Below are 22288 nucleotides of genomic sequence, written 5' to 3' on the forward strand. Positions count from 1 at the left end.
TTTTTTAAGAGTGTAGCAACACCCTTTCAGCTACTAGTGCTTATACCCTCTTTTATTACACAAGAGTAGTAATTTACAAAACTTCCATTATTAAGAAACCATAAACATACACAAATACTAAAAATATAGATCAAAGTTATTTAGTATATAGTCTTGATTTAATGTTTTAGGCTTCAATAACATCTAGTTTCTCAACAAGCTCCCAAAAAATATTTTTGACGGGAGAAATTAAAGCTTCCTTTCTCATTACGACACCTACAGATATTTCCGGTAGATCTACTGTTTTTATTATATTTACAGACTTAGATAGGTGGCTATGTTTCAGTATCACTTCTGGTAATATAGAACTGCCTATACCCGAAGATACTAATGACAAAATGGCCTCATTTCCATCAATATCACCATATATTTCTGGTTTTAGATTTTGTTTAGCAAACCATTCATCTAAATTACTACCTCCAATATAGTGGGATGGCCTTATAAAAGGTATATCTCTAATAACTTGTCTTAAATTTTTGATTTTCTTTATAGCAGGTGCAATCATAACCATTTTCGTAGTTAATACTTCTTTTACACAAAAACCTTTAGGGATATCTTTTGAAAGGATCCCTATTATTACATCGGTAGAATCTTCTTCTAATTGGCTAGTACAGTTTTTTATTGACCCTGTGGTTAACTGTATTTTAATGCCAGGATAGTTAAGATGTAACTTTTTAACAACCTCAGGTAAAACTGCATATGATGCTGTAACTGTACACGATAGTCTAATATCTCCTGCTATTTGTCCTTTTTTAGGGTGTAGAATACAATTAAGATCTTCATATTTTTGTAACATTTCTTTAGTGAACTGATAATACACTTTTCCTGCATCTGTTAACCTAATATTTCTACTATCTCTTTCAAAAAGAATTAGTCCAACCTCTTGTTCAGTTTTCTGTATAAGCCTAGTTAAAGCTGAAGGAGTTAGGAAACATTTCTCACTTGCTTTCCCAAAATGTAAAGTCTCTGCTAACACCTTAAATGCATTCAATTCTTTTTTATCAATCATTTTTATTTTTCATTGCGATTTATGCAATAAATGATTGCAAATTTTTCACTTTATTTCAAGTAACACTTTGTGTAGATTGTATAATTAGATTTACAACAATAGAGTTAAAATACTGGAGAATGGTTATGAAAATTCAAAGCAATATTTTTGAAGTTAAAGAGTACAGCTTAGGTGGAAATAATGAAACTATCGTTGCTGGTGGTCGTCACTTATTTGAGAAACTACCTCAAGCATTTGAAGGAATCAAGCAAATCGGTGTAATCGGCTGGGGATCTCAAGGTCCAGCACAGGCACAAAATTTGCGTGACTCTCTAGAAGGTACTAGCATTAAAGTTAAAGTTGGCTTGCGTGCAGGATCTAGCTCAGAAAAAGAAGCAAATGCTGCTGGATTTACTAAAGAAAATGGTACTCTAGGTGAAATGTTTGATGTTATAAAAGAATCAGACATGGCTATTATTTTAATATCTGACGCAGCTCAAGCGAAACTTTACGACAAAATCATATCAGCAGTTAAGCCTGGTGCTACTTTAGGCTTCTCTCATGGTTTCTTAATTGGTTTTATTGAAAGTATTAATCACAAAGTTAGAGACGATATAAATATTGTTGCTATGTGTCCGAAAGGCATGGGACCTTCAGTTCGTCGTTTATACGAGCAAGGCAAAACAGTAAATGGTGCTGGTATCAATAGTAGTATTGGTGTTTATCAAGATATTAACGGTAAAGCAACTGAACAAGCTCTAGGTTGGGCTATAGCTTGTGGCGCACCATTTGTATTCCCAACAACTATGGAAATGGAATATCGTTCTGATATCTTTGGTGAAAGAGGTGTTTTACTTGGTGGTGTACATGGAATTATTGAAGTACTTTATCGTTACTTCACTGATAATGGTATGGACAAAGAAGAAGCTTTCCGCCGTACTGCTGAAGCAATTACTGGACCTATATCTAAAATCATCTCAACACAAGGAATGAAAAAAGTATACGAAAGTCTAGAAACTGCTGAAGACAAGCAAAAATTTGAAAATGCTTACAATGCTGCTTACACTCCATTACTAGATATCTTAATTGAGTGCTACGAAGATGTTGAAAGCGGTAATGAAATTCGTTCAGTCGTAATGGCTGGTGCACGTCACGATCGTTTACCAATGGGTAAAATCGATAAGACTGAACTATGGAAAGTGGGTGAAAAAGTAAGAGCTGAGCGTGATCAGCACACAACTTTGATTGATCCAATTACAGCAGGTGTTTATATCGCTTGTATTATGGCTCAATCTGATGTTCTAGCTCAAAAAGGACATTCTTACTCTGAGATTGTTAATGAATCTATTATTGAAGCAGTTGATTCACTAAACCCATATATGCACTTTAAAGGTGTCTCTCACATGGTTGATAACTGCTCAACAACTGCTAGACTTGGTTCACGTAAATGGGCACCTAGGTTTGACTATAACTTAATGCAGCAAACTATCCCATACATCAATACTAAAGCAGGCGCAGATGCTCCTTTTGAAAAATTTGCCGATCATCCAGTTCATGAAGCTTTAGTTGTATGTTCGACTTTACGCCCTTCTGTGGACATAAGCGTTGTAGAATAAATAATACAAAAACTAACTCTTAAAAAGAATATATCTAAATCTTATTTTTTTATCTTACTCTTATATGAACCGTTATTACTACGATATGAAAAATTATCTAACGATAATATATTTAGCTGCCTCTTCTGGCGTGATTGTCCCAGCTTTAAGAAGATTCTCTATGCTTTGCTCCATAGTTATCATACCTTTAGCTGTGCCGGTTTGCAAAGCGGTATAAATTTGAGAAAGTTTATTTTCTTTAATCATATTTCTTATACCAGAATTTGAAATCAAAACCTCATATGATGCAACTCGACCACCACCTGCTCTTTTAAGTAGTCGCTGAGATATGACAATTTCCAAAGATTCTGCCAACATATTTCTCACAAGCTCTTGTTCAGCTGGTGGAAACACCGATATTACCCTATCAACTGTCTTGATAGCTGACATAGTATGAAGCGTTCCTAATACCAAGTGACCTGTCTCAGCTGCTTCAAGTGCCAATCTAATAGTTTCTAAATCACGCATCTCACCAACAAGGATACAATCTGGATCTTCCCTAAGTGCTGATTTTAATGCAGCGTTAAAGCTCTTAGTATCTCTTTTAACTTCTCTCTGATTCACCAAAGCTCTTTGACTTACATGAACAAACTCAACAGGATCTTCAATTGTAAGAATATGGGAATCTTCTTTTTGATTAAGTTCATTAACAAGTGCTGCTAGTGTACTACTTTTACCAGAACCTGTTGGCCCTGTTACAAGTATTAAGCCACCTTTTTTAGCTTGAACCGTCTTAAGAATCGCGGGAGCTCCAAACTGATCTAGCGTAGGTATTTTATTCTCAAGCCTACGGAAAACCGCTCCATAACCACGATTATGAAAAAATGCATTCACCCTAAATCTAGCATCATTTTCCGCATCATCTATAGAAAAGTCGCATTCATAAGTTTCAACAAGCTCTTCTTTTTGATCATCTGTCATAATATCAAGTAGCATTTGTGAAATCATCTTATCATTCAAAACAGGCGATGACTCAATATCTATTAAATCACCATCTACTCTATACTTTGCTTTACATCCTGAAGACAAGTGTAAGTCTGATGCTTTTTTCTGCACACAAATAGTTAAGAATTTTCTAATCATATTTATAATATAAAATACTTTAATAATACTGCTTAAACTTTATCATTACTAACATAATAAAGGCAATCTTTTTCTAAATCTTAAAGATAGTAGATTTGTATAAAATTTTAATTAATGAAAAAACCACAAAAAAATACAGCGTTAAAATAGCTATAAATTTAAAGCAAATATAGAAATTTCATTGAGATTATTACAACAAGGTAATTTTTAGATATTTTTATTGATCAATGCTTACTTAAAAACTTTCTTAAAAAAGCCAGCCATTTTAGAAAATGGGCAAGAGCCTCCAGAAGCATTTCCAGCCATCATGTCTTTAAGAACTGTTTGTAAGATACCACCATTTTTTAGGTAATCTACATCCACATCAGCATCTAAACGAGCTAAAGCTTCAAATGTAGTTGTGTGAGCTGTCTTTGGATGAACTGCTTCCACAACGACTGTTTGGCGAGGCTTAATATCTGCAACGTTTTTAATGTTAAACATCTCAGAGCCATCAAAGCCTAAAGTCTTCGCAGACTGCCCATCCATAAACTGTAACGGCAATACACCCATACCAACAAGATTAGAACGGTGAATCCTTTCATAACTTTCAGCAATTACAGCTTTTACACCTAAAAGGAATGTACCTTTAGCTGCCCAGTCACGCGATGAACCAGTACCGTACTCTTTACCTGCCAAGATAACAAGAGGAATACCTTTTTCTTTATACTTCATAGCAGCATCAAATACATACTGCTGTGAACCATCAAAATGATACTTAGTATACCCGCCTTCTACACCGTCAAGAAGTAAGTTACGGATACGAATATTTGCAAATGTACCACGCATCATCACTTCATGGTTACCACGACGAGAGCCATAAGAGTTAAAGTCTTTTTTCTCTACACCGTGAGATTTTAGGTATTGACCAGCTGGATAATCTTCTGGAATAGCTCCTGCTGGAGATATATGGTCTGTTGTTACAGAATCACCTAGCATAAGTAGTGTTCTAGCACCTTTAATATCTAAATCAGCATTACCTCCATCAGCAAACTTCTCAAAGAAGCTAGGACACTGAATATAAGTAGAGTTTTTATCAAACTCATAAAGCTGACCCGTAGGAACTTGAAGCTCCTGCCAATCTTTTGTGCCATCAAGTACAGTTGCATAAGCCTTTTTAAACATTGCAGCATTCACAACTTCAGCTTGAATTGTAGCAATTTCTTCATTACTTGGCCAAATATCTGCAAGCATTACATCATTGCCTTCAGCATCAACACCTATAGCATCTTCTACTGGATCAAAATCAACTGTCCCAGCTAATGCATAAGCAACCACATGAATAGGAGATGCAAGATAGTTAGCTTTTACATGAGGGTTAATACGACCTTCAAAGTTACGGTTACCCGAACTTACAGATGCAACAACTAAATCAGCTTCGTTTACAGCATCAAGTACAGGTTGATCTAATGGTCCTGAGTTACCAATACAAGTAGTACAACCATAACCAACAAGGTTAAAACCTAAGTTCTCTAATTCTGGAAGTAATTCAGCTTTTTCTAAATACTGAGTTACAACCTGTGAACCAGGCGCTAAAGAAGTTTTAACAAAAGGCTTAACTTTAAGACCCTTTTCATTAGCTTTTTTAGCTAATAATCCAGCACCCAATAAAAGCGATGGGTTTGAAGTATTTGTACATGAAGTAATTGCAGCAATAGCTAATGAACCATGAGTAATTTGCTCACCTGTACCTGCTACTTCTGCAGATTTTGCTAACTCTTCTTGAGTTAAACCAAAACCATGTAAACCTTGCTCATGAACTAGAGCTTCAGCAAACGCTGTCTTCATATTATGAAAAGCTACTCTATCTTGAGGTCTTTTAGGTCCAGCTAAGTTAGATTCAACATCAGACATATCAATTTCAACTATGCTTGAGTATTCTGGCTCTTCAGCAGGGTTTTCTCTAAATAGTAATTGCTCTTTGTACATTTCACGACAAGCATCTACTAACTCGCCACGGTTTGTATTGTTAAAGAAATCTAAAGTCACTTCATCAACAGGGAAGAAACCAATTGTAGCACCATACTCTGGAGCCATGTTTGCTATAGTTGCTCTATCTGGAAGAGTTAGGTTGTCCATGCCCTCACCATAGTACTCAACAAACTTACCTACCACACCATGCTTTCTAAGAGTTTCTGTTATCTTTAAAACTAAATCTGTAGCAGTTACACCTGTACGCAATTTACCAGTAAGTTTAACACCTACTACATCTGGAAGTACCATGTAGTATGGCTGACCAAGCATTACAGCTTCAGCTTCAATACCACCAACACCCCAACCTACTACACCAACACCATTGATCATAGTAGTATGTGAATCTGTACCAACAAGAGTATCAGGATAGATTACATCTTCACCATTTATATTTTTAACTAATGCACCTTTGGCTAAGTACTCTAAGTTAATTTGGTGAATAATACCCATACCTGGTGGTACAACTGTGAAATCATCAAATGATGTTTGAGCCCATTTTAATAAGCTATATCTTTCACCATTTCTCTCAAACTCCTTTGATACATTTTGTGCTAAAGCAGTTTTTGTACCATAATAATCAACTTGGACTGAGTGGTCAATAACCATAGCAGTATCTACTAGCGGATTGATTTTATCAGCATTTCCACCAGCATCTTTGATAGCTTTTCTCATAGCAGCTAAATCAACCACTGCTGGTACACCTGTGAAATCTTGCATCACAACACGCGCAGGCATATGTGGAATTTCAGGACGAGAAGTAGATTTTGCATCCCAGTCTAAGACCTTGTGCATATCTTCATCTTTTACTTTATAGCCATCTATATTTCTAAGTTGGTTTTCTAATAACACTCTTATAGAATATGGTAAGCGACTTACATCTTTGCCAAGTTGCTCCGATAACTTTTTTAAACTATAAAGTGAATACTTATTCCCTTTGTCTTCGATTTGAAGTTTCGTGATATTTTTAATATCAGACATGCTTTATGACCTCCACGGATATTAAAGTTTGAAAAATACCTATATATTTTAACTTTTTAGATTTGATTTGTATATAAAATAAAATTATTCAAAATCGCTATATTTTTAATAAGCTAAGATCCAATTTTCCTTTCTTAAACGGTGGACACCACAAATAACTTGTTTCAATAATTTTAGAAAACTTAAACACCCCATCAACTATACCGTCACTACCACCAAGCATATTATTCATTTGTAAATTGAATGATCTAAATGATGTCGCAAACCCTGAAAACATAAACCCACCATTAAGATTATCATCTGCCCATGGCATAGATTTACGCAAGATCTCAGCCTCTGGCGTGAAGTTTTCTTTTGCAGAACGACTTACATGAGCAAAATCCTTTAAGTTTTCAAGCTGATGTGAATCATCAAGAGAGCGACCTATACACTCTTCTTTTTCAACTTGAGATACATTGTTTAACCATTCAAAATTATGTTGCCATTGCTGAAGCACCCAAAAGCTTGAACCTTCCATATTCCCATCACTAATTATCGCAGCAGGCATTACAGCATCATCTTTAGGATTTTCAATACCATCTTCAAAACCAGATAAATCATATTTATCATGATAAGTAAAACTAGTTACACATTTTTTAAGCTCGAAAAAATCTTGTAGTGCTTTTCTAACATTTAATGCCTGGTGAAAAAGCTCGCCTTTATCATTCCCTCTAAGCCATAACACTAAATCATAGCTATCAGAATCTGACATTCTTTCAGAATTAAACTTCGTTCTTTCAAAGTTTTCTCCTTTAGGTATATTAAACATACTTAAAAGTTCACCACCAAACCCAGCAACCACATTTTTTCCATCTACAAATTTTTGTAGAATTTTTAGCCCAAACTGTAGCATTTCTTTATCTTTTATATCAAATGATAAAAATAATGCTGATCGAGTTACTTTCTCTGTGATTCCCAATTGATGCTTTGTTATTTCAGTAATTTCCATTAATTATCCTTATAAAACGTATCCTATTAGCTATAATATAAATAACTCAATAAAATCTCTACCATCAATGATTAAAAAACAGATCTTTTATTTTCTAATAATCGGAGTATTAGCATCAATTACAAACTTTATAATAGTCTTAGCTCTTGTAGAGTTTGCTTCACTTAAGCCATTAGTGGCTAATTTCTTTGCTTTCCTAATAGCTTTTAATGTTAGCTATTTCGGTCATAGGTTCCTAACATTTTCAACAACTCAAGAGTCACATAAAAAAGCCGCAACTCAGTTTTTTATAAATGTAATGATAGGTTTAGCACTTAATGAAGCAATATACTATATATTCTTACACCTACTACATATCCAATACTTAGTAGCTTTATTCCTAACGATGGGAATAGTTGCTGTATACACATTTGTTGTTAGTAAGTTTTTAATCTTTAAGGCTTAAAATGTTTGATGTTTCAAAAACTGTAGGAATCTACATCCACTTCCCATGGTGTGTCAAAAAATGCCCTTATTGTGACTTCAACTCTCATGCTATTAAAGATGAAGAGTATCTGTCTGAAAACTACTATAAAAAACTTATTGAAGATTTTGACTTTCATACAACTGACTTACAAGATCGAGAAGTTATAAGCATTTTTATTGGCGGCGGTACACCATCTTTATTTAAGCCTGAATATCTTGGTAAAGTTCTCGATCATATTAAAGCTAACAGTAACTTTAGTAAAGACTGCGAAATCACTTTAGAGATGAATCCTGGCACTGTTGAACGAGGCTCTATTGCTAGCTATAGTGATATTGGTATTAATCGCATCTCTCTTGGAGTACAAAGCTTCCAAGATGAAAAGTTGGAGATTTTAGGTCGCGTCCACAACTCTCAAAATGTCTATACAACTATAGAAGAAATTCATCAGTCAAAGATTGATAACTTCAATATTGATATTATGCATGGCTTACCAAATCAAACTGTAGAAGATGCTGTTTTTGATATTTCTCAAGCTATCGCAATGAAACCAACACATATATCATGGTATCAGCTAACTATTGAACCTAACACTTTGTTTGCAGTTAAAACACCAACTCTACCTGATGAAAATACATTAGAGAGTATTGAGACGCTTGGCAAAGATTTATTAGCTAAAGCAGACTTTGATCAATATGAAGTTTCTGCTTATGCAAAAAATAAAAAACGATCCATACATAACTCAAATTACTGGAGTTTTGGTGACTATATTGGTATTGGTGCTGGTGCTCACAGTAAAATAACAAACCTTAAAACAAAAAAAATTCATCGTTCGTGGAAGCAAAAGCATCCTAAAATATATCTAGCTGCTCAAAACCCTACGAAGGGTCAATCAACTCTATGCCAGAATGATCTAAAATATGAGTTTATGCTTAATACACTAAGGCTTAAAAAAGGTTTTAACTTAGAGCTTTTTAATCAACAAACTTTTGCTGAATATAACCTTATCGAATCTAGTGTTCAAAATGGTGTCCAAAAAGGTTTACTAGAAATAAACAAAGGCTCTATCAAACCAACTGAGAAAGGTTATTTGTTTTTAAACGATTCTGTGAATTTATTTTTATAAGCTAATGTTGAAATATTAATTTTTTTGGGTTTTAAAAAATTTATTTCGACAACTCAAAAAAGGTTTTTTACCACACATTATAAACAAAAAAGCCTCATAACTTTTCAGCTATGAGGCTTAAATTTGGCATCCCGTAGGGGATTTGAACCCCTGTTGCCGCCGTGAAAGGGCGGTGTCCTAGGCCTCTAGACGAACGGGACATAAGACTAATCGCTATCTCTAACGATATGTTGACTATTATACTGCCTTTTATTTTCTAGTCAAGCAATTTAAAAGTATTTTTATCATTTTATCTTACGACCAACTAACATAATGAGCAATTAGTATAAAAAACCAAGATACAAGGTACATAAAAATAATAAATGGGAGGATTGCTTTTAGCCATTTCACATATGAAACTTTAGCTAAAGCTAACATCGCCAGAGTTCCTCCTGCTGTTGGGGATATCATATATGTAAAACCGTCACCAACTTGAAACGCTAATATCATAAGTTGTCTTTTCATCTCTACCATATCTGCAACAGGAATTAAAATAGGCATAGTAGCTAATGCTTGACCTGACCCACCAGGTATAAAGAAGTTTATAACACTTTGGACTAGTGTCATTAAAATCGCAGAAACAGAAGCTGGAATATAGCTAAGTAAATCACCCAAATAATAAACAATTGAATCTATTATTTGACCCTCTTTAAGAATTACCTGAATTGCTGCAGCCAAACCTATAACTAAAGCCCCTGGAGTAACCTTTGCAGCTCCTTCCATCATAAGCTTCACATACTGATTAGGACTATACTTGCAAATAACAGCAACAAGCATAGATATAATCAAAAATACCGCAGCAATCTGATTAATATACCAAGGTATACCTAACATTGGTTGCCCGTCAGGTTTTGTTATTCCAGAAAGAATTGAACAAACAGCTATAACAAGTATTCCTAGGGTGAAAACTAAGATAATCAGTATATCTCTCAAGCTCATATGATAGTCTTCTATATCCTTAGATAAAAGTGCCTTTCCTTCTTGACACTCCTCTTTGTGAGCTATAAATTTCGCTATATAAAAACCTAAGATAGTCAATGCTACAATAACCATAATAGCCCTTAACCCTGCTCCTGAAAATAGCGGTAAACCAGCTATTTTCTGAGCAACCCCAACAGTATATGGGTTTATAGGAGACAAGGCAAATCCCATGCCTATACCACCAATAGCTATGCACACACCAACAACCCTTGAAAGACCAAGGGCTGACGATATTATCAAAGCAACAGGTACCAAAGCTATGTTATTCTCATAGCCAACAGTTATTCCAAAAATACCATAAATATAAGTAGCTGAAAATATTAATAGTGTCTTTCTCTTAAAACCTATATGCTTAACTGCAGTACCTATAGCATGTTCTAATGCCTTAGAACTATCAAGAAGATGAAATAAACCTCCAGCAATAAACACTATAAATAAATACTCTGATGCTGATTCCAACCCTTTTGGTATTGCCTCAAATACACCAAATAAGCTAATGCCGTGATTAGGCAAATGATGAAAAAATTTAGTACCAACTGCAGCTGCTCCATTAGTTACATCCTTTGAAAACTCACCTGCTGGAACAATATATGTCAAAACCGAAGCCAAAATTATAACAATAAATATTATAACCATCGGATCACTAATTTTGTGATACCACCTTGACTCAAGCCTAACCTTATCACTCATAACCTTGCTTCCTATGAGTAATCAAACTTTTGTAAAAAATTTTGCATAACTCTCGCAGCTACCATAGCATCATCATAGTCAATTTCTTCTTCAAAATGATGGCTTAAACCATCTTTACAGCGTAAAAATAGCATTGAAATTGGTGTAAGATTAATCATGGCTAAACCATCATGACCTGCTCCACTAAATAATGAGAAAGGAACTTCACCTTCTTCTTTTATAGCATCAAGGAGTTGATTTTGCATCTTCTTATCGCAGAATGGCCCTTCCATCTCATAGTTTTTACTATACGAAATTTTCACATTATACTCTTGTTCAACACTCTTAAAAAAGTTAGCAATTTTTTCCATTGCTTCCTTTCTCAGATGACTATGTGGAGAGCGTATTTCAATCGTCATATCGACATGATCAGGAATCACATTAACAGCATTAGGAGATACATTTAATTCACCAACAACACCAACTAAATCCTCAGTTGATTTAAATAACTTATCAGCAAAACGAATAATCTCTGCACCAACTACTAAAGCATCTTGTCTCATATTCATAGGTGTTGTCCCAGCATGGTTTGCCTTGCCCTGAATATTTACAGCGCATCTTTGTATCCCAGTAATAGCTGTTACCACGCCCACAGGAAGCCCTTTTTGTTCCAGAACTGGGCCTTGCTCAATATGAGCTTCAAAAAAACCAAGAACATCTTCTTTATCTCTCTTACACTTCTCAATCTCATCCGGATTAGCTCCGATTGATTTAAGAGCATCATAAATTGATATACCATCTTTATCAGTAGCCTTTGTTAGAGCATCTAATGACACATCTCCATTTAAAGCTTTACTACCCAATAGTGTCTCTGGGAAACGAATCCCTTCTTCATCACCAAAAGCTATAAGTTCAATACTATAATCAAGCTCAATACCTGCATCATGCATTTTCTTGAGCACATATAAAGGTAAAAGTACGCCTAATATTCCATCATATTTTCCACCCTCAATAACACTATCTTGATGTGAGCCTATGATTAAAGTTTTAGAAGTTTTTTTACCTTGTTTTCTGCCAACAACATTCCCTAAAGCATCTAGATGCGTTTCTAAACCTGCTTCTTGCATCCAACTATCGATAATAGGAATGATTTGCTTGTGCTCTTTGCTACAAAACAGGCGAGTAACCCCCCTTTCTGATGAGCTAAAAGTCGCAGCTGTATCAAAGTACTTTTTTAGATCCGTAGCATTATAATTTACTTTCATTTTTTCCTCTCTTTAAGTTTTTTATTTAAAAATGTTATTTATCCCGCTTTATACGGATTACTGATAGTTGGTATAGATCTTACAAATTCTTGATAACTATTTGCCATATAGTACGAATATAACTTTCGAATATCTGCTATAACGCTAACTTCAGAATAATCAACTCTTAGATCACAAGGAGGTAAATCTTCACTAACGACTCTTAGAGCAATTGAAACAGCTCCTTGCTTATCTCCACCAGCTAATAATCCAGCTTCTAGAGAGCCTATAATTTGCTCGACAAAATCACTGTTCTTAGAGTTTTCATATGCAGAAATCATACTTTCTAAGACTTGCTTATTAACAAGACGATTTCCTGCAACAGCTAAATTCTTTTTAAGAATATGTCCACAGAATGAATCATTAGATCTACCTGTCCACCCAGCTGTATTGCCTTGTTTATCCATCAGAATAAACTGACGATTGTCGGAATTGAGATCCTTTTCAATGATGTTGTTGAGAGTCTGTGTTGCATTTTGATCTTTTAATAAATCTTCTGCCCAGTAGCTATATAGGTGATTGGTATAGAAACCTTGTGTAGCTGAAACTATCCGATTTGGTAAAGCATGATGAACAAAACCTCCTACAGCAACAGATGCGGTAATAGTTCCCACCCCATATTGCCTACCTTTTTTAGCAATAATTGAATAAGTCAAAACCCAAGCTTAAATATTTTTAAAAATTAACATTAAATATAAAGGTTTTGTATATAAATATCTAGGTCTAAACTTCTGTTTATAAGATTTTTAGACCTGATCAAGAGTTTTTTAACATTTATTTTATAAACCACATAAATGCTTAATAGCTTTATGAATCCTAGCTATTGTTTTTTGTTTACCTAAAAGTCTAAGTGTAGCACCAATATCTGGAGACTGCCCTGAGCCTGTTACCGCGATTCTAAGAGGCATTCCAACCTTACCCATACCAACTTCACACTGCTCAGCTGTAGTACTAACAATATTATGCAAAACTTCATCATCATTCCAGTTTACCGTAGGCAACTCTTGAATATTTTCTAAAAGCTTAACAAATATTGCCCCTGTTGCTGCTTTGATGTGCTTCTTCACCGCTTTTTCATCATACTCAACATCTTCACTATAAAAATAATGTGACTTATCAACTAGCTCAACCACTGTTTCAGCTTTTTCTGCCATTATAGGCATCAAATCTTCAAGCTTTGGACCGTTTGCTATATCTAAACCTTTCTTAGCAAAATGATACTCTAACTCCCCTGCGATATCTTCAACTTTTGAATCAACTAAATAGTGTTTATTAATCCATTTAAGTTTCTCAAAATCAAAACGAGATGGTGAACCACTTATATGCTCAAGATCAAAATCTTTTATCATTTCTTCAAGTGAAAAAATTTCTTTATCTCCATGAGACCACCCCAACCTAACAAGATAATTAAGCATTGCTTGAGGTAAATAACCATCTTCACGGTATTGCATAATGTTTACCGCACCATGTCTTTTGGATAATTTAGCTCCATCAGGGCCTAGTATCATTGGTACATGAGCAAATACAGGAACTGTTGCCCCTAATGCTTCATAAATATTTATTTGCTTAGGAGTATTATTTACATGATCATCACCACGGATAACATGAGATATTTTCATATCCATATCATCAACAACTACACAAAAGTTATATGTTGGTGAACCGTCTGCTCTTTGAATAATCATATCATCAAGCTCTTGGTTTGCTATTGTAATTCTACCCTTTACGGCATCATCCCAGCTTACCATACCGTCGATAGGATTTTTGAATCTTACAACAAAACTCTCACCTTCTTTAGGTACAAAGTCAGAGTTTCTGCACTTGCCATCATAACCAGTTTTAAGGTTGCTCGCCTGTTGTTTTTCACGCAACTCATCAAGGCGTTCTTTTGAACAATCACAGTAGTAAGCTTTACCCTCTTCAAGAAGTTGGTCAATTACTTCCTTATATCTATCAAAGCGTTTAGTTTGATAATATATTTGATCATCATTTTTTAACCCAAGCCAAACCATACCGTCTAAAATCGCATCAACAGCTTCTTGAGTTGAGCGCTCTAAATCAGTATCTTCAATTCTTAAAATAAATTTGCCATTATTCTTCTTTGCATAAAGAAAGCTAAATAAAGCTGTACGTACACCACCAACATGTAAAAAACCTGTAGGACTAGGTGCAAATCTTGTTGTTATCATAACAATATACCTCTTGAGAAATTATTTATAAAATATAGGTTGGGTAACTAGATTTATTACCCAGTAAATAGAAATTATTCTTTATCTGCTTTTTTTATAGCTACGCCAAGCTCATTTAACTGCTCTAAAGAAACATTGGAAGGCGCTTCTGTCATTAAGCAGCTAGCTGTTTGAGTTTTAGGAAATGCTATCACATCACGGATGTTTGTTGTACCTGTAAGCAGCATAATAAGCCTATCTACACCAAATGCTATACCGCCATGAATTGGCGTACCATAAGATAAAGCATCTAGCATAAAGCCAAACTTCTCTTGTGCTTCTTCATCAGATATACCTAAAAGGTTAAATACTTTAGCTTGAACATCTTGTTGATGAATACGAATAGATCCACCACCAACTTCATAACCATTTATAACCATATCATAAGCTCTTGAGCCTAAGTTTTTAGGATCTTTATCAAGATCTGCAACTGTATCTATTTTAGGAGCTGTAAATGGATGATGCATTGCATATAATCTGCCATCAGCTTCTTCAAACATTGGGAAATCAACAACCCAAAGTGGAGCCCATTTTTTATCAAAAATCTCCAAGTCTTCGCCAATCTTAGCACGCAATGCACCCATAGAGTCATTAACAATCTTAGTTTTTGCTGCACCAAAGAATAATAAATCACCCTCTTTAGCACCAGTCTTCTCAATCACTTTGAAAAGTGTTTCTTCTGAAATGTTTTTCACGATTGGTGACTGTAAACCTTCTTTACCTTGCGATAGAGAATTAATCTTGATGTATGCTAAGCCTCTAGCACCATAAATACCAACAAATTTAGTATACTCATCTATTTTCTTACGGCTAAGCTTTTCATTGCCATTTGGTATTCTCATTGCAATTACACGAGAATCATCATCGTTTGCTGGTCCAGAGAACACCTTGAACTCTTCACTCTTCATATCTTCTTTGATATTTACAAATTCAAGCGGTATTCTAAGGTCTGGCTTATCTGAACCATATTTATCCATCACATCAGCAAAACTCATAACTTGGAATGGCGTGTTAAATTCTACACCTATAGTTTCTTTGAAAAGCCCTGCAACCATAGTCTCCATTGTAGACATGATGTATTTTTCATCAATAAATGAAGCTTCGATATCTATTTGTGTAAATTCTGGCTGTCTATCAGCTCTTAAATCTTCATCACGGAAACATTTTACAACTTGATAATATCTATCAAAGCCTGAAACCATTAGTAATTGTTTAAAAAGCTGTGGCGATTGTGGTAACGCATAAAACTTACCATTGAAGTTACGACTTGGTACTAAGTAATCTCTAGCACCTTCAGGCGTAGCTTTTGTAAGAAATGGAGTCTCGATATCTAAAAAACCATTATCATCTAGGAAATTACGCACATATCTGATTGCTTTTGAACGGGTAATAAGTTTTTTTTGCATATCTGGGCGACGCAAGTCTATATAACGATACTTAAGCTTCACATCTTCACCAGTAGCTTGGAAATCATCCAACTGGAACGGGATAGTTTTTGATTTATTGATAACTTGTATAGTGTCACCAATTATCTCAACTTTACCACTTGCAAGATTATTGTTTTCTTGACCTGCTGGGCGTAAATTCACTAAACCCTCTGCCTGAATTACAAACTCTGATCTTACGCCATCTGCGATTGCAAAGTTTGCATTATCTGGATTAAAAACTAACTGAACCAAGCCAGTTCTATCTCTTATATCTAAAAAGATAACTCCACCATGATCACGACGACGATGCACCCAACCACAAACCGTTACTTTTTGATTTTCTAATTTTTCATTAATATCTGAACTGTAATATGTTCTCATTCAAAATAACCCTTTAAATATTTTACAAAGTAAATAGACAAAATTTAATCACAATATTATAACAGGAAATAGGGTAAAGAGTAAGGTCTTGATTCCACTATCTACTTATCAAAATATAGACTCTAGTAATAAAAAACTCTCTCGTGCTATAATTTATACTAATGAAAATGTCTATTTAAAATAAAGTATGCAAAACATAGAAAATATTAGTTTAGATTACTTAAGCATGGATGATTATCAAGAATTAAAGGCCGCAATGATTGAGGTCTATAACATCGAAGACCCTTATTGGGAGAGAAGTGAGATAAGTTCATTAATTAAAAAATTTCCTGAAGGACAGGCTGTAATTAAGGTTAATGACCAAATTGCTGGTTGTGCTTTTTCAATCATAGTAGATTATAAAAAGTTTGGTGACAAACATACTTATAAAAAGATAACTGGTAACAACACTTTTAAAACTCACACAGAGGATGGTGATGTCCTATATGGCATCGACTTATTTATCAAACCAGAATTTAGAGGTATGCGTTTAGGACGTAGATTGTACGATTACAGAAAAGACCTCTGTGAGAGGCTTAATCTTAAAAGCATCATATTTGGTGGACGAATACCAAACTATCATAATCATGCAGATGAAATGAGCCCAAAAGAATACATAAGCAGACTAAAAAGGCAGGAAATACATGATCCTGTTTTGCGTTTTCAGCTAAGTAATGACTTTCAGCCAATTAAAATAATTAAATCTTATTTAGAGGATGATAGTGAATCTAATGATTACGCAGTACTTCTAAAGTGGACAAATATTTACTATGAAGAAGAGCATACTGAAATTCCAACTATCATCAAGAAAGACATCCGCTTAGGCTTAATTCAATGGCAAATGCGCCCCTATAAAAGTTTAGATGAATTAATGCATCATGCTGAATATTTTGTAAAAGCAGTATCAAACTACAGATCTGATTTTGCATTATTCCCAGAATTTTTCAATGCTCCCTTAATGGCAGAGAATAACCATCTATCTGAACCTGATGCGATAAGAGAACTAGCAAAACACACTCAAACAATTACAGATAAATTCTCTGAGCTTGCTATTACCTACAACATAAACATCATAACAGGAAGCATGCCAGAAATAAAAGATGAGCGCCTTTATAATGTTGGTTACTTATGTCGCAGAGACGGCACGACTGAAAAATATGAAAAACTACATGTAACTCCTGATGAAGCTATGGTCTGGGGTCTTCAAGGAGGCAGTAAACTAGAGGTCTTTGATACTGACTGTGGTAAGATTGGCATCCTAATTTGTTATGATTCAGAATTTCCTGAACTTAGTAGAATACTTGCTGAAGATGGTATGGATATTCTTTTTGTACCATTTTTAACAGATACTCAAAACGGCTTCTCAAGAGTTAGAAATTGCGCTCAAGCAAGAGCTATAGAGAATGAATGCTATGTAGCCATTGCAGGTAGTGTTGGCAACCTTCCGAATGTGCACAACATGGATATTCAATATGCTCAATCGATGGTATTTACACCATGTGACTTTGCCTTCCCCGCTACAGGAATAAAAGCTGAAACAACCCCAAATACTGAAATGATTCTAATTGCTGATGTAGATATTCATTTATTACGCGAACTTAACCAGTTTGGTAGTGTGAAGAACCTACGCGATAGGCGTAAAGATTTATACGATCTTAAAAGGAAAAATTAAACTACTAAAAGTTTCACATTTATATATCTTTCTATGTGTTATTCTCAAGCTTATCAGAATCATCTCTAAGATCATTAACCCTAATATCCATTTTTGTATACTGTATTTGTATACTATTATCTTTAAGAGCTTGTAATATCCTAATACGCAAGTCACTTAATATATAGAATCGATCAACTCTGCGACAATACCCACGAATTGAAATTGTCATTGCAGAATCACCCAACTCTAGCAGTATAAATTCAGGAGGTGGTGTGAAAAATATTCTTCGATCATTTATAATTACATTCCTACAAACATCTATAACATCTTGAGGATTATGCTTATATGAAACATTAATATCAAGAACAAGTCTTGAGGTTGCATCCAAAGTTTCATTTGACACAACATTTGTAATCATTACATTGTTAGGGATAATTAAAGAGTTATTATTAAAAGTTAAAACCTCTGTAGCTCGTATACTAATCCTCTTAACGACACCTATTTCATTTTCAACATTAACCCAATCACCAATCTTTACAGGTCTTTCAATAAGCATAACAAGTCCTGCAAAAAAGTTTTTCACCAAATCTTGCATTGCAAAACCAAGTCCAACAGATAAGCCAGAAGCGATAAACGCTATAGTAGTATTACTTATACCTAATGATTTAATAAATAAGAATATTCCTGTAATTACAAAAATATATTTAATAATAGATGTTGTTGCTTCTTTTGTTCCCAGATCCCAGTTTGTATATGGATACACTCTTTTTTGTGCAAATAACATAACTATTTTTGCAGAGACAAATGTAATTACTAAAACAGATAATGATTTTAAGAATGATTGTAATGGTAAAATATCGACACCAAGGAAAGTCTCGCCCTCATAGAAGAAAATCTCCCAAATATCATATAGTTTTTGAGGCAGTACATTAAAAGAAAGTAGAGTAAACACTATAAGTAAAATGGTTGTTATTATAATTGCAAAACTCTTAACCCAATATCTAAAGCCTGTTCTTTTAATATCTCCTATAATATTTTCAGCTGTTCTACGGAAAATAGCCATCTTTGTTTTTTTACAAAAAACAAGATCCAATAAAACTATCACAACTTTATAAAACACATAAATATGCGCAGCCCAGAAAAAAGTCTGATATAAATCAAATGATACAGACATTCCTAGATTAGGGTAACCTCCTAATATCATCGTAATAATACAAGAACCTAAAGATACTATAATAAAATACCTAACAACATAGGTAATTACCTTATTAGGCTTATAACCACTTATATATTGTTCTTTACCTAGACGATAAAAAAACATACCTGCTGGAATAAGCATAAATAGCATCATCACAAAACCAGGTACTAATGAATCACCTACAAACTGCGTTAACTCGACTGATGCTGGAGAGAAATCTACTAAGTTTGAAAGGAAAAAATGCATTGAAACACCAAAAAGTATACAGTAAGTTAGTAAGTAAACTTTTGTCTTAGAGCTGACAGTGACTCTAGCGTAAACTGAAAGTATATAAATGAAAAAGCAGTATAGAGCTATAATTTGTAAAGAAACCGACACACTATAAAAAGCATCTTGATTGATTAAATCGAAATACATAGAAATGCTTGCTAAAAGCATAATGGTTAAAGGATAAATAATAATCCCTAAAATCAAATCATATAATTTTCCACACTTAAAGGCTGTCCAATAAAGATTTTTTTTATCTCTTAACTTTTTATTTTTTAAAAGAATCCCGTCTATAGAGCAGATTTTTCTAAAAAACACAAAAAGTAAGGCTGTAACCATAATAATGATTATACCTAAAGCTAAACTTACAAAGTTATTAGAAATAGTTTTATAGGCATGAACCCAACTTTTCGACTCCCATAAAACTGTGCTTTGAGCAAACTTAAACTCATTTCTCAAATAAGATCTGAGTGTAGATATTTCATCTAATGCATACTCAATATTAATATCAGTATCTTTAGCCAAAATAAGATCATTTAATATAACGACTCTAAGCTTTGTGTAATCTTTTAATCTCGTATTAAACTTTTCATTTGTCTTAACACTATCATTAATAAATTCAGAATATTTGTTGTTTTGATAACGCTGATCTACAAACTCTAACAACCTATCCAGCTTATTAAGACTTAGCTCTAAACGGTATATTTCATCACTAATATAGCTCTTATAATCTAAGAGTCTATCTCGCTCATAATCTAAAGATTGTTCACTTTTAGCATCATCTAAGTGTACATAATCAATAAAACTATTAATCTGTTTCACTTTTTGTTGGAAAGGATCATTTAAACTATCTATAGCAAAACTATTAGCAATACTAATCAAAAAAATAAAAAAAACTATAAAAAAATTTTTCTGTAATAACATACTGCGATATATAAATTATATTACCATAAGAATAAGTATACTTAAAAGTACACTAAAAAGGATACTAAATTATACCTTCTATATTCATTTTAGCTCTAGAATGATATTAGATGTTTATTGCTTCAGAACCCATTTTTTTGTGATAGAACATCTAATATATCCAATTATCACGTAATCGTTATAAACATTTCAGGCTTTTAGCTCAATATATTATTAAATATTTACATAAAGATTGCAGAGTACTCTAACTCTCTCTTTCCAAGTAATATTTTTTATTTTTTTTAATTTTTTTCTCTTCTGCAATAGCTACAAAAAACATCAAAACAAAACAAATAATAGCTGCCACGTAAAGAGCTGTAAATGTACCACTCCACCCAGTAGCACCAAAGATACTAATCTTTTCATCTGCTAGCATACCAAGTCCAAGTTTAGCAAAACTATCTCCCAGCAAATAAGCAAATGTCCCTTTTATACCATCTGCTACTGCTACTCCTTGCTTTGGAACAAACCCAACAGCAGCGACACCTATTAGTAATTGTGGGCCAAACACACAAAACCCTAATAAAAATAAAACGACCATATATACTAATTCACTAGTAGCTGATTGGTACATATATAAAAGAATGATTGTTGCCACTAGTGATACAATAGCAGTGGCACCTCTTCTGCCATTAACTAAATCCGACAGCAAACCCCACATCAAAGTACCTGTTAATGCTCCTGCTTCAAATAAGGCATAACTCCATGCTGATGTTTCGGTAGAGAACCCTAGAACTTCATGAGCATATACAGGTGACCACTGATCTACACCTATTCTCACCACATATAAAAACACATTAGCAAAACATAAGATCCAAATCACCTTATTAAAGATAATGTATTTTTTAAAAATTTCCCATTTAGATATTTTTTCTCTTTTGACAAAAGCATCTTCTTCACTTTCAGGCTCTTCAAAAAGTTCTTCAGCGGTTCCTAAACCATAAGCTTCTGGTGAATCACTCCCTATAGTTAACCCTACAAAACCAATAATCAAACAAAGAACAGATGGAAAAATAAACATTCCAACTACATTACCATTAAAAACTATTTGAGCTCCAAAAATTGCCACACCTGCGGCTAAAGCCCCACCAATATTATGTGACATATTCCACAGACCCAAGAAAAAGCCTCTTTTCTTTCTCGGTGTCCATTTAGTGATAGTTGAGTAGCTACAAGAACCTCCTGAACTTTGAAAAAAACCACTAAGAGCATAAAAACTAATCATCAAAAATAAGCTATATGTCCCACTACCAAGACTTAGACCAAAACCAATCATACATATTGCAGATAATATAAGCATAAATGGTATAACTTGCTTAGTATTTTTACCATCAAAATAATATGTAGTTATTGTTTTACCCAAACCATAAGTAATTGAAAAACCTAAACCAATTAACCCCAAGTCTGTATAAGAAAGACCATAATCATGAATCATATCATTCTGAGCAATATTAAAATTCTTTCGAATCATATACATACTGAGATAGCCTATAAACACCACTAGATATGATTTAATAAATTTATTAAGCCAAATCTTTTTTCTTTCTTCTACAGATAGTTCCATAGTAGGAATTCTTTTCTGATCAAATATTTTCAATAGAGACAATTTACAAGACATATAAAATAAACATCAAAAGATTATAATAGAAAATTGCTGGATAATATATTTATTAATAAGCATTAATAAGCATTAATAACCAAGACAACCAATCCTCTAAGCGAACGATCTTAATAGGTATATTTTAAGACAAAAAAAAAGCCCCGATAGGATCACTACCGGGGCTTTTAATATGTGCTCATTGTTG

At 33.9% G+C, this 22288-nt stretch carries 15 protein-coding genes and 1 tRNA gene; 4 read left to right on the forward strand and 12 right to left on the reverse strand.

The features are described from left to right. Positions 1-166: 166 nt before the first annotated feature. Complete coding sequence (locus FLM55_RS05680; protein WP_178948410.1) at positions 167-1048, reverse strand: LysR substrate-binding domain-containing protein; 882 nt, start codon at positions 1046-1048, stop codon at positions 167-169. Between the two features lie 125 nt (positions 1049-1173). Between FLM55_RS05680 and FLM55_RS05685 the strand changes: the two genes are divergently transcribed. Beyond that, positions 1174-2643, forward strand: a complete 1470-nt coding sequence (locus FLM55_RS05685) for a ketol-acid reductoisomerase (protein ID WP_178948411.1) — start codon at positions 1174-1176, stop codon at positions 2641-2643. Positions 2644-2736: 93 nt separating this feature from the next. Here FLM55_RS05685 and FLM55_RS05690 read toward each other — a convergent pair whose 3' ends face one another. From FLM55_RS05690 to FLM55_RS05700, 3 genes are all read right to left on the reverse strand, one after another. Next, the gene (locus FLM55_RS05690; protein WP_112869125.1) at positions 2737-3765 is read right to left on the reverse strand and encodes a type IV pilus twitching motility protein PilT; all 1029 of its coding nucleotides are present in this window, start codon (positions 3763-3765) and stop codon (positions 2737-2739) included. A gap of 231 nt (positions 3766-3996) precedes the next feature. Further along, positions 3997-6756 (reverse strand): aconitate hydratase AcnA, encoded by a 2760-nt coding sequence (gene acnA / locus FLM55_RS05695; protein ID WP_178948412.1) that lies wholly within the window; start codon positions 6754-6756, stop codon positions 3997-3999. Between the two features lie 97 nt (positions 6757-6853). After that, the gene (locus tag FLM55_RS05700; RefSeq protein ID WP_178948413.1) at positions 6854-7744 is read right to left on the reverse strand and encodes a Dyp-type peroxidase; all 891 of its coding nucleotides are present in this window, start codon (positions 7742-7744) and stop codon (positions 6854-6856) included. A gap of 67 nt (positions 7745-7811) precedes the next feature. Here FLM55_RS05700 and FLM55_RS05705 point away from each other — a divergent pair, with 67 nt between their 5' ends. Together FLM55_RS05705 and hemW are read left to right on the forward strand one after the other, a co-directional pair. Beyond that, positions 7812-8189, forward strand: a complete 378-nt coding sequence (locus tag FLM55_RS05705; RefSeq protein WP_178948414.1) for a GtrA family protein — start codon at positions 7812-7814, stop codon at positions 8187-8189. A gap of 1 nt (position 8190) precedes the next feature. Continuing rightward, complete coding sequence (hemW, locus tag FLM55_RS05710) at positions 8191-9333, forward strand: radical SAM family heme chaperone HemW (protein ID WP_178948415.1); 1143 nt, start codon at positions 8191-8193, stop codon at positions 9331-9333. Positions 9334-9457: 124 nt separating this feature from the next. On the opposite strand, the gene FLM55_RS05715 is transcribed toward hemW, so the two are convergent. The 6 genes from FLM55_RS05715 to aspS form a co-directional block, all read right to left on the reverse strand. Then, a tRNA-Glu gene (locus FLM55_RS05715) sits at positions 9458-9533 on the reverse strand. 94 nt (positions 9534-9627) lie between these two features. Beyond that, a complete protein-coding gene (locus tag FLM55_RS05720; RefSeq protein WP_178948416.1) occupies positions 9628-11043 on the reverse strand; it encodes a YfcC family protein in 1416 nt (471 codons plus the stop codon). Positions 11044-11054: 11 nt separating this feature from the next. Next, positions 11055-12287, reverse strand: a complete 1233-nt coding sequence (locus FLM55_RS05725) for a M20 family metallo-hydrolase (protein ID WP_178948417.1) — start codon at positions 12285-12287, stop codon at positions 11055-11057. A gap of 38 nt (positions 12288-12325) precedes the next feature. Then, a complete protein-coding gene (locus tag FLM55_RS05730) occupies positions 12326-12982 on the reverse strand; it encodes a DUF1028 domain-containing protein (RefSeq protein ID WP_178948418.1) in 657 nt (218 codons plus the stop codon). A gap of 123 nt (positions 12983-13105) precedes the next feature. Next, on the reverse strand, positions 13106-14515 hold the full coding sequence (gene gltX / locus FLM55_RS05735; protein WP_178948419.1) for a glutamate--tRNA ligase: 1410 nt from the start codon (positions 14513-14515) through the stop codon (positions 13106-13108). A gap of 74 nt (positions 14516-14589) precedes the next feature. Beyond that, positions 14590-16362, reverse strand: coding sequence for an aspartate--tRNA ligase (aspS, locus tag FLM55_RS05740; protein ID WP_178948420.1), 1773 nt, complete (start codon positions 16360-16362; stop codon positions 14590-14592). A 187-nt stretch (positions 16363-16549) separates the two neighbouring features. Here aspS and FLM55_RS05745 point away from each other — a divergent pair, with 187 nt between their 5' ends. Beyond that, complete coding sequence (locus tag FLM55_RS05745) at positions 16550-18073, forward strand: bifunctional GNAT family N-acetyltransferase/carbon-nitrogen hydrolase family protein (protein ID WP_178948421.1); 1524 nt, start codon at positions 16550-16552, stop codon at positions 18071-18073. 31 nt (positions 18074-18104) lie between these two features. Here FLM55_RS05745 and FLM55_RS05750 read toward each other — a convergent pair whose 3' ends face one another. Further along, positions 18105-20444, reverse strand: coding sequence for a mechanosensitive ion channel family protein (locus FLM55_RS05750; RefSeq protein WP_178948422.1), 2340 nt, complete (start codon positions 20442-20444; stop codon positions 18105-18107). Positions 20445-20688: 244 nt separating this feature from the next. Beyond that, on the reverse strand, positions 20689-22101 hold the full coding sequence (uhpT, locus tag FLM55_RS05755; protein ID WP_178948423.1) for a hexose-6-phosphate:phosphate antiporter: 1413 nt from the start codon (positions 22099-22101) through the stop codon (positions 20689-20691). Positions 22102-22288: the final 187 nt, after the last annotated feature.

The organism is Francisella sp. Scap27, from assembly GCF_013394105.1.
Lineage (GTDB): Bacteria > Pseudomonadota > Gammaproteobacteria > Francisellales > Francisellaceae > Francisella > Francisella adeliensis.

Bases quoted from the DNA above. Each gene is read 5' to 3' on its own strand.
- FLM55_RS05690 (WP_112869125.1), bottom strand. From the start codon at position 3,765: ATGATTAGAAAATTCTTAACTATTTGTGTGCAGAAAAAAGCATCAGAC.
- FLM55_RS05745 (WP_178948421.1), top strand. From the start codon at position 16,550: ATGCAAAACATAGAAAATATTAGTTTAGATTACTTAAGCATGGATGAT.
- FLM55_RS05720 (WP_178948416.1), bottom strand. From the start codon at position 11,043: ATGAGTGATAAGGTTAGGCTTGAGTCAAGGTGGTATCACAAAATTAGT.
- FLM55_RS05725 (WP_178948417.1), bottom strand. From the start codon at position 12,287: ATGAAAGTAAATTATAATGCTACGGATCTAAAAAAGTACTTTGATACA.
- gltX (WP_178948419.1), bottom strand. From the start codon at position 14,515: ATGATAACAACAAGATTTGCACCTAGTCCTACAGGTTTTTTACATGTT.
- FLM55_RS05685 (WP_178948411.1), top strand. From the start codon at position 1,174: ATGAAAATTCAAAGCAATATTTTTGAAGTTAAAGAGTACAGCTTAGGT.
- FLM55_RS05680 (WP_178948410.1), bottom strand. From the start codon at position 1,048: ATGATTGATAAAAAAGAATTGAATGCATTTAAGGTGTTAGCAGAGACT.
- FLM55_RS05700 (WP_178948413.1), bottom strand. From the start codon at position 7,744: ATGGAAATTACTGAAATAACAAAGCATCAATTGGGAATCACAGAGAAA.
- aspS (WP_178948420.1), bottom strand. From the start codon at position 16,362: ATGAGAACATATTACAGTTCAGATATTAATGAAAAATTAGAAAATCAA.
- uhpT (WP_178948423.1), bottom strand. From the start codon at position 22,101: ATGTCTTGTAAATTGTCTCTATTGAAAATATTTGATCAGAAAAGAATT.
- acnA (WP_178948412.1), bottom strand. From the start codon at position 6,756: ATGTCTGATATTAAAAATATCACGAAACTTCAAATCGAAGACAAAGGG.
- FLM55_RS05750 (WP_178948422.1), bottom strand. From the start codon at position 20,444: ATGTTATTACAGAAAAATTTTTTTATAGTTTTTTTTATTTTTTTGATT.
- hemW (WP_178948415.1), top strand. From the start codon at position 8,191: ATGTTTGATGTTTCAAAAACTGTAGGAATCTACATCCACTTCCCATGG.
- FLM55_RS05705 (WP_178948414.1), top strand. From the start codon at position 7,812: ATGATTAAAAAACAGATCTTTTATTTTCTAATAATCGGAGTATTAGCA.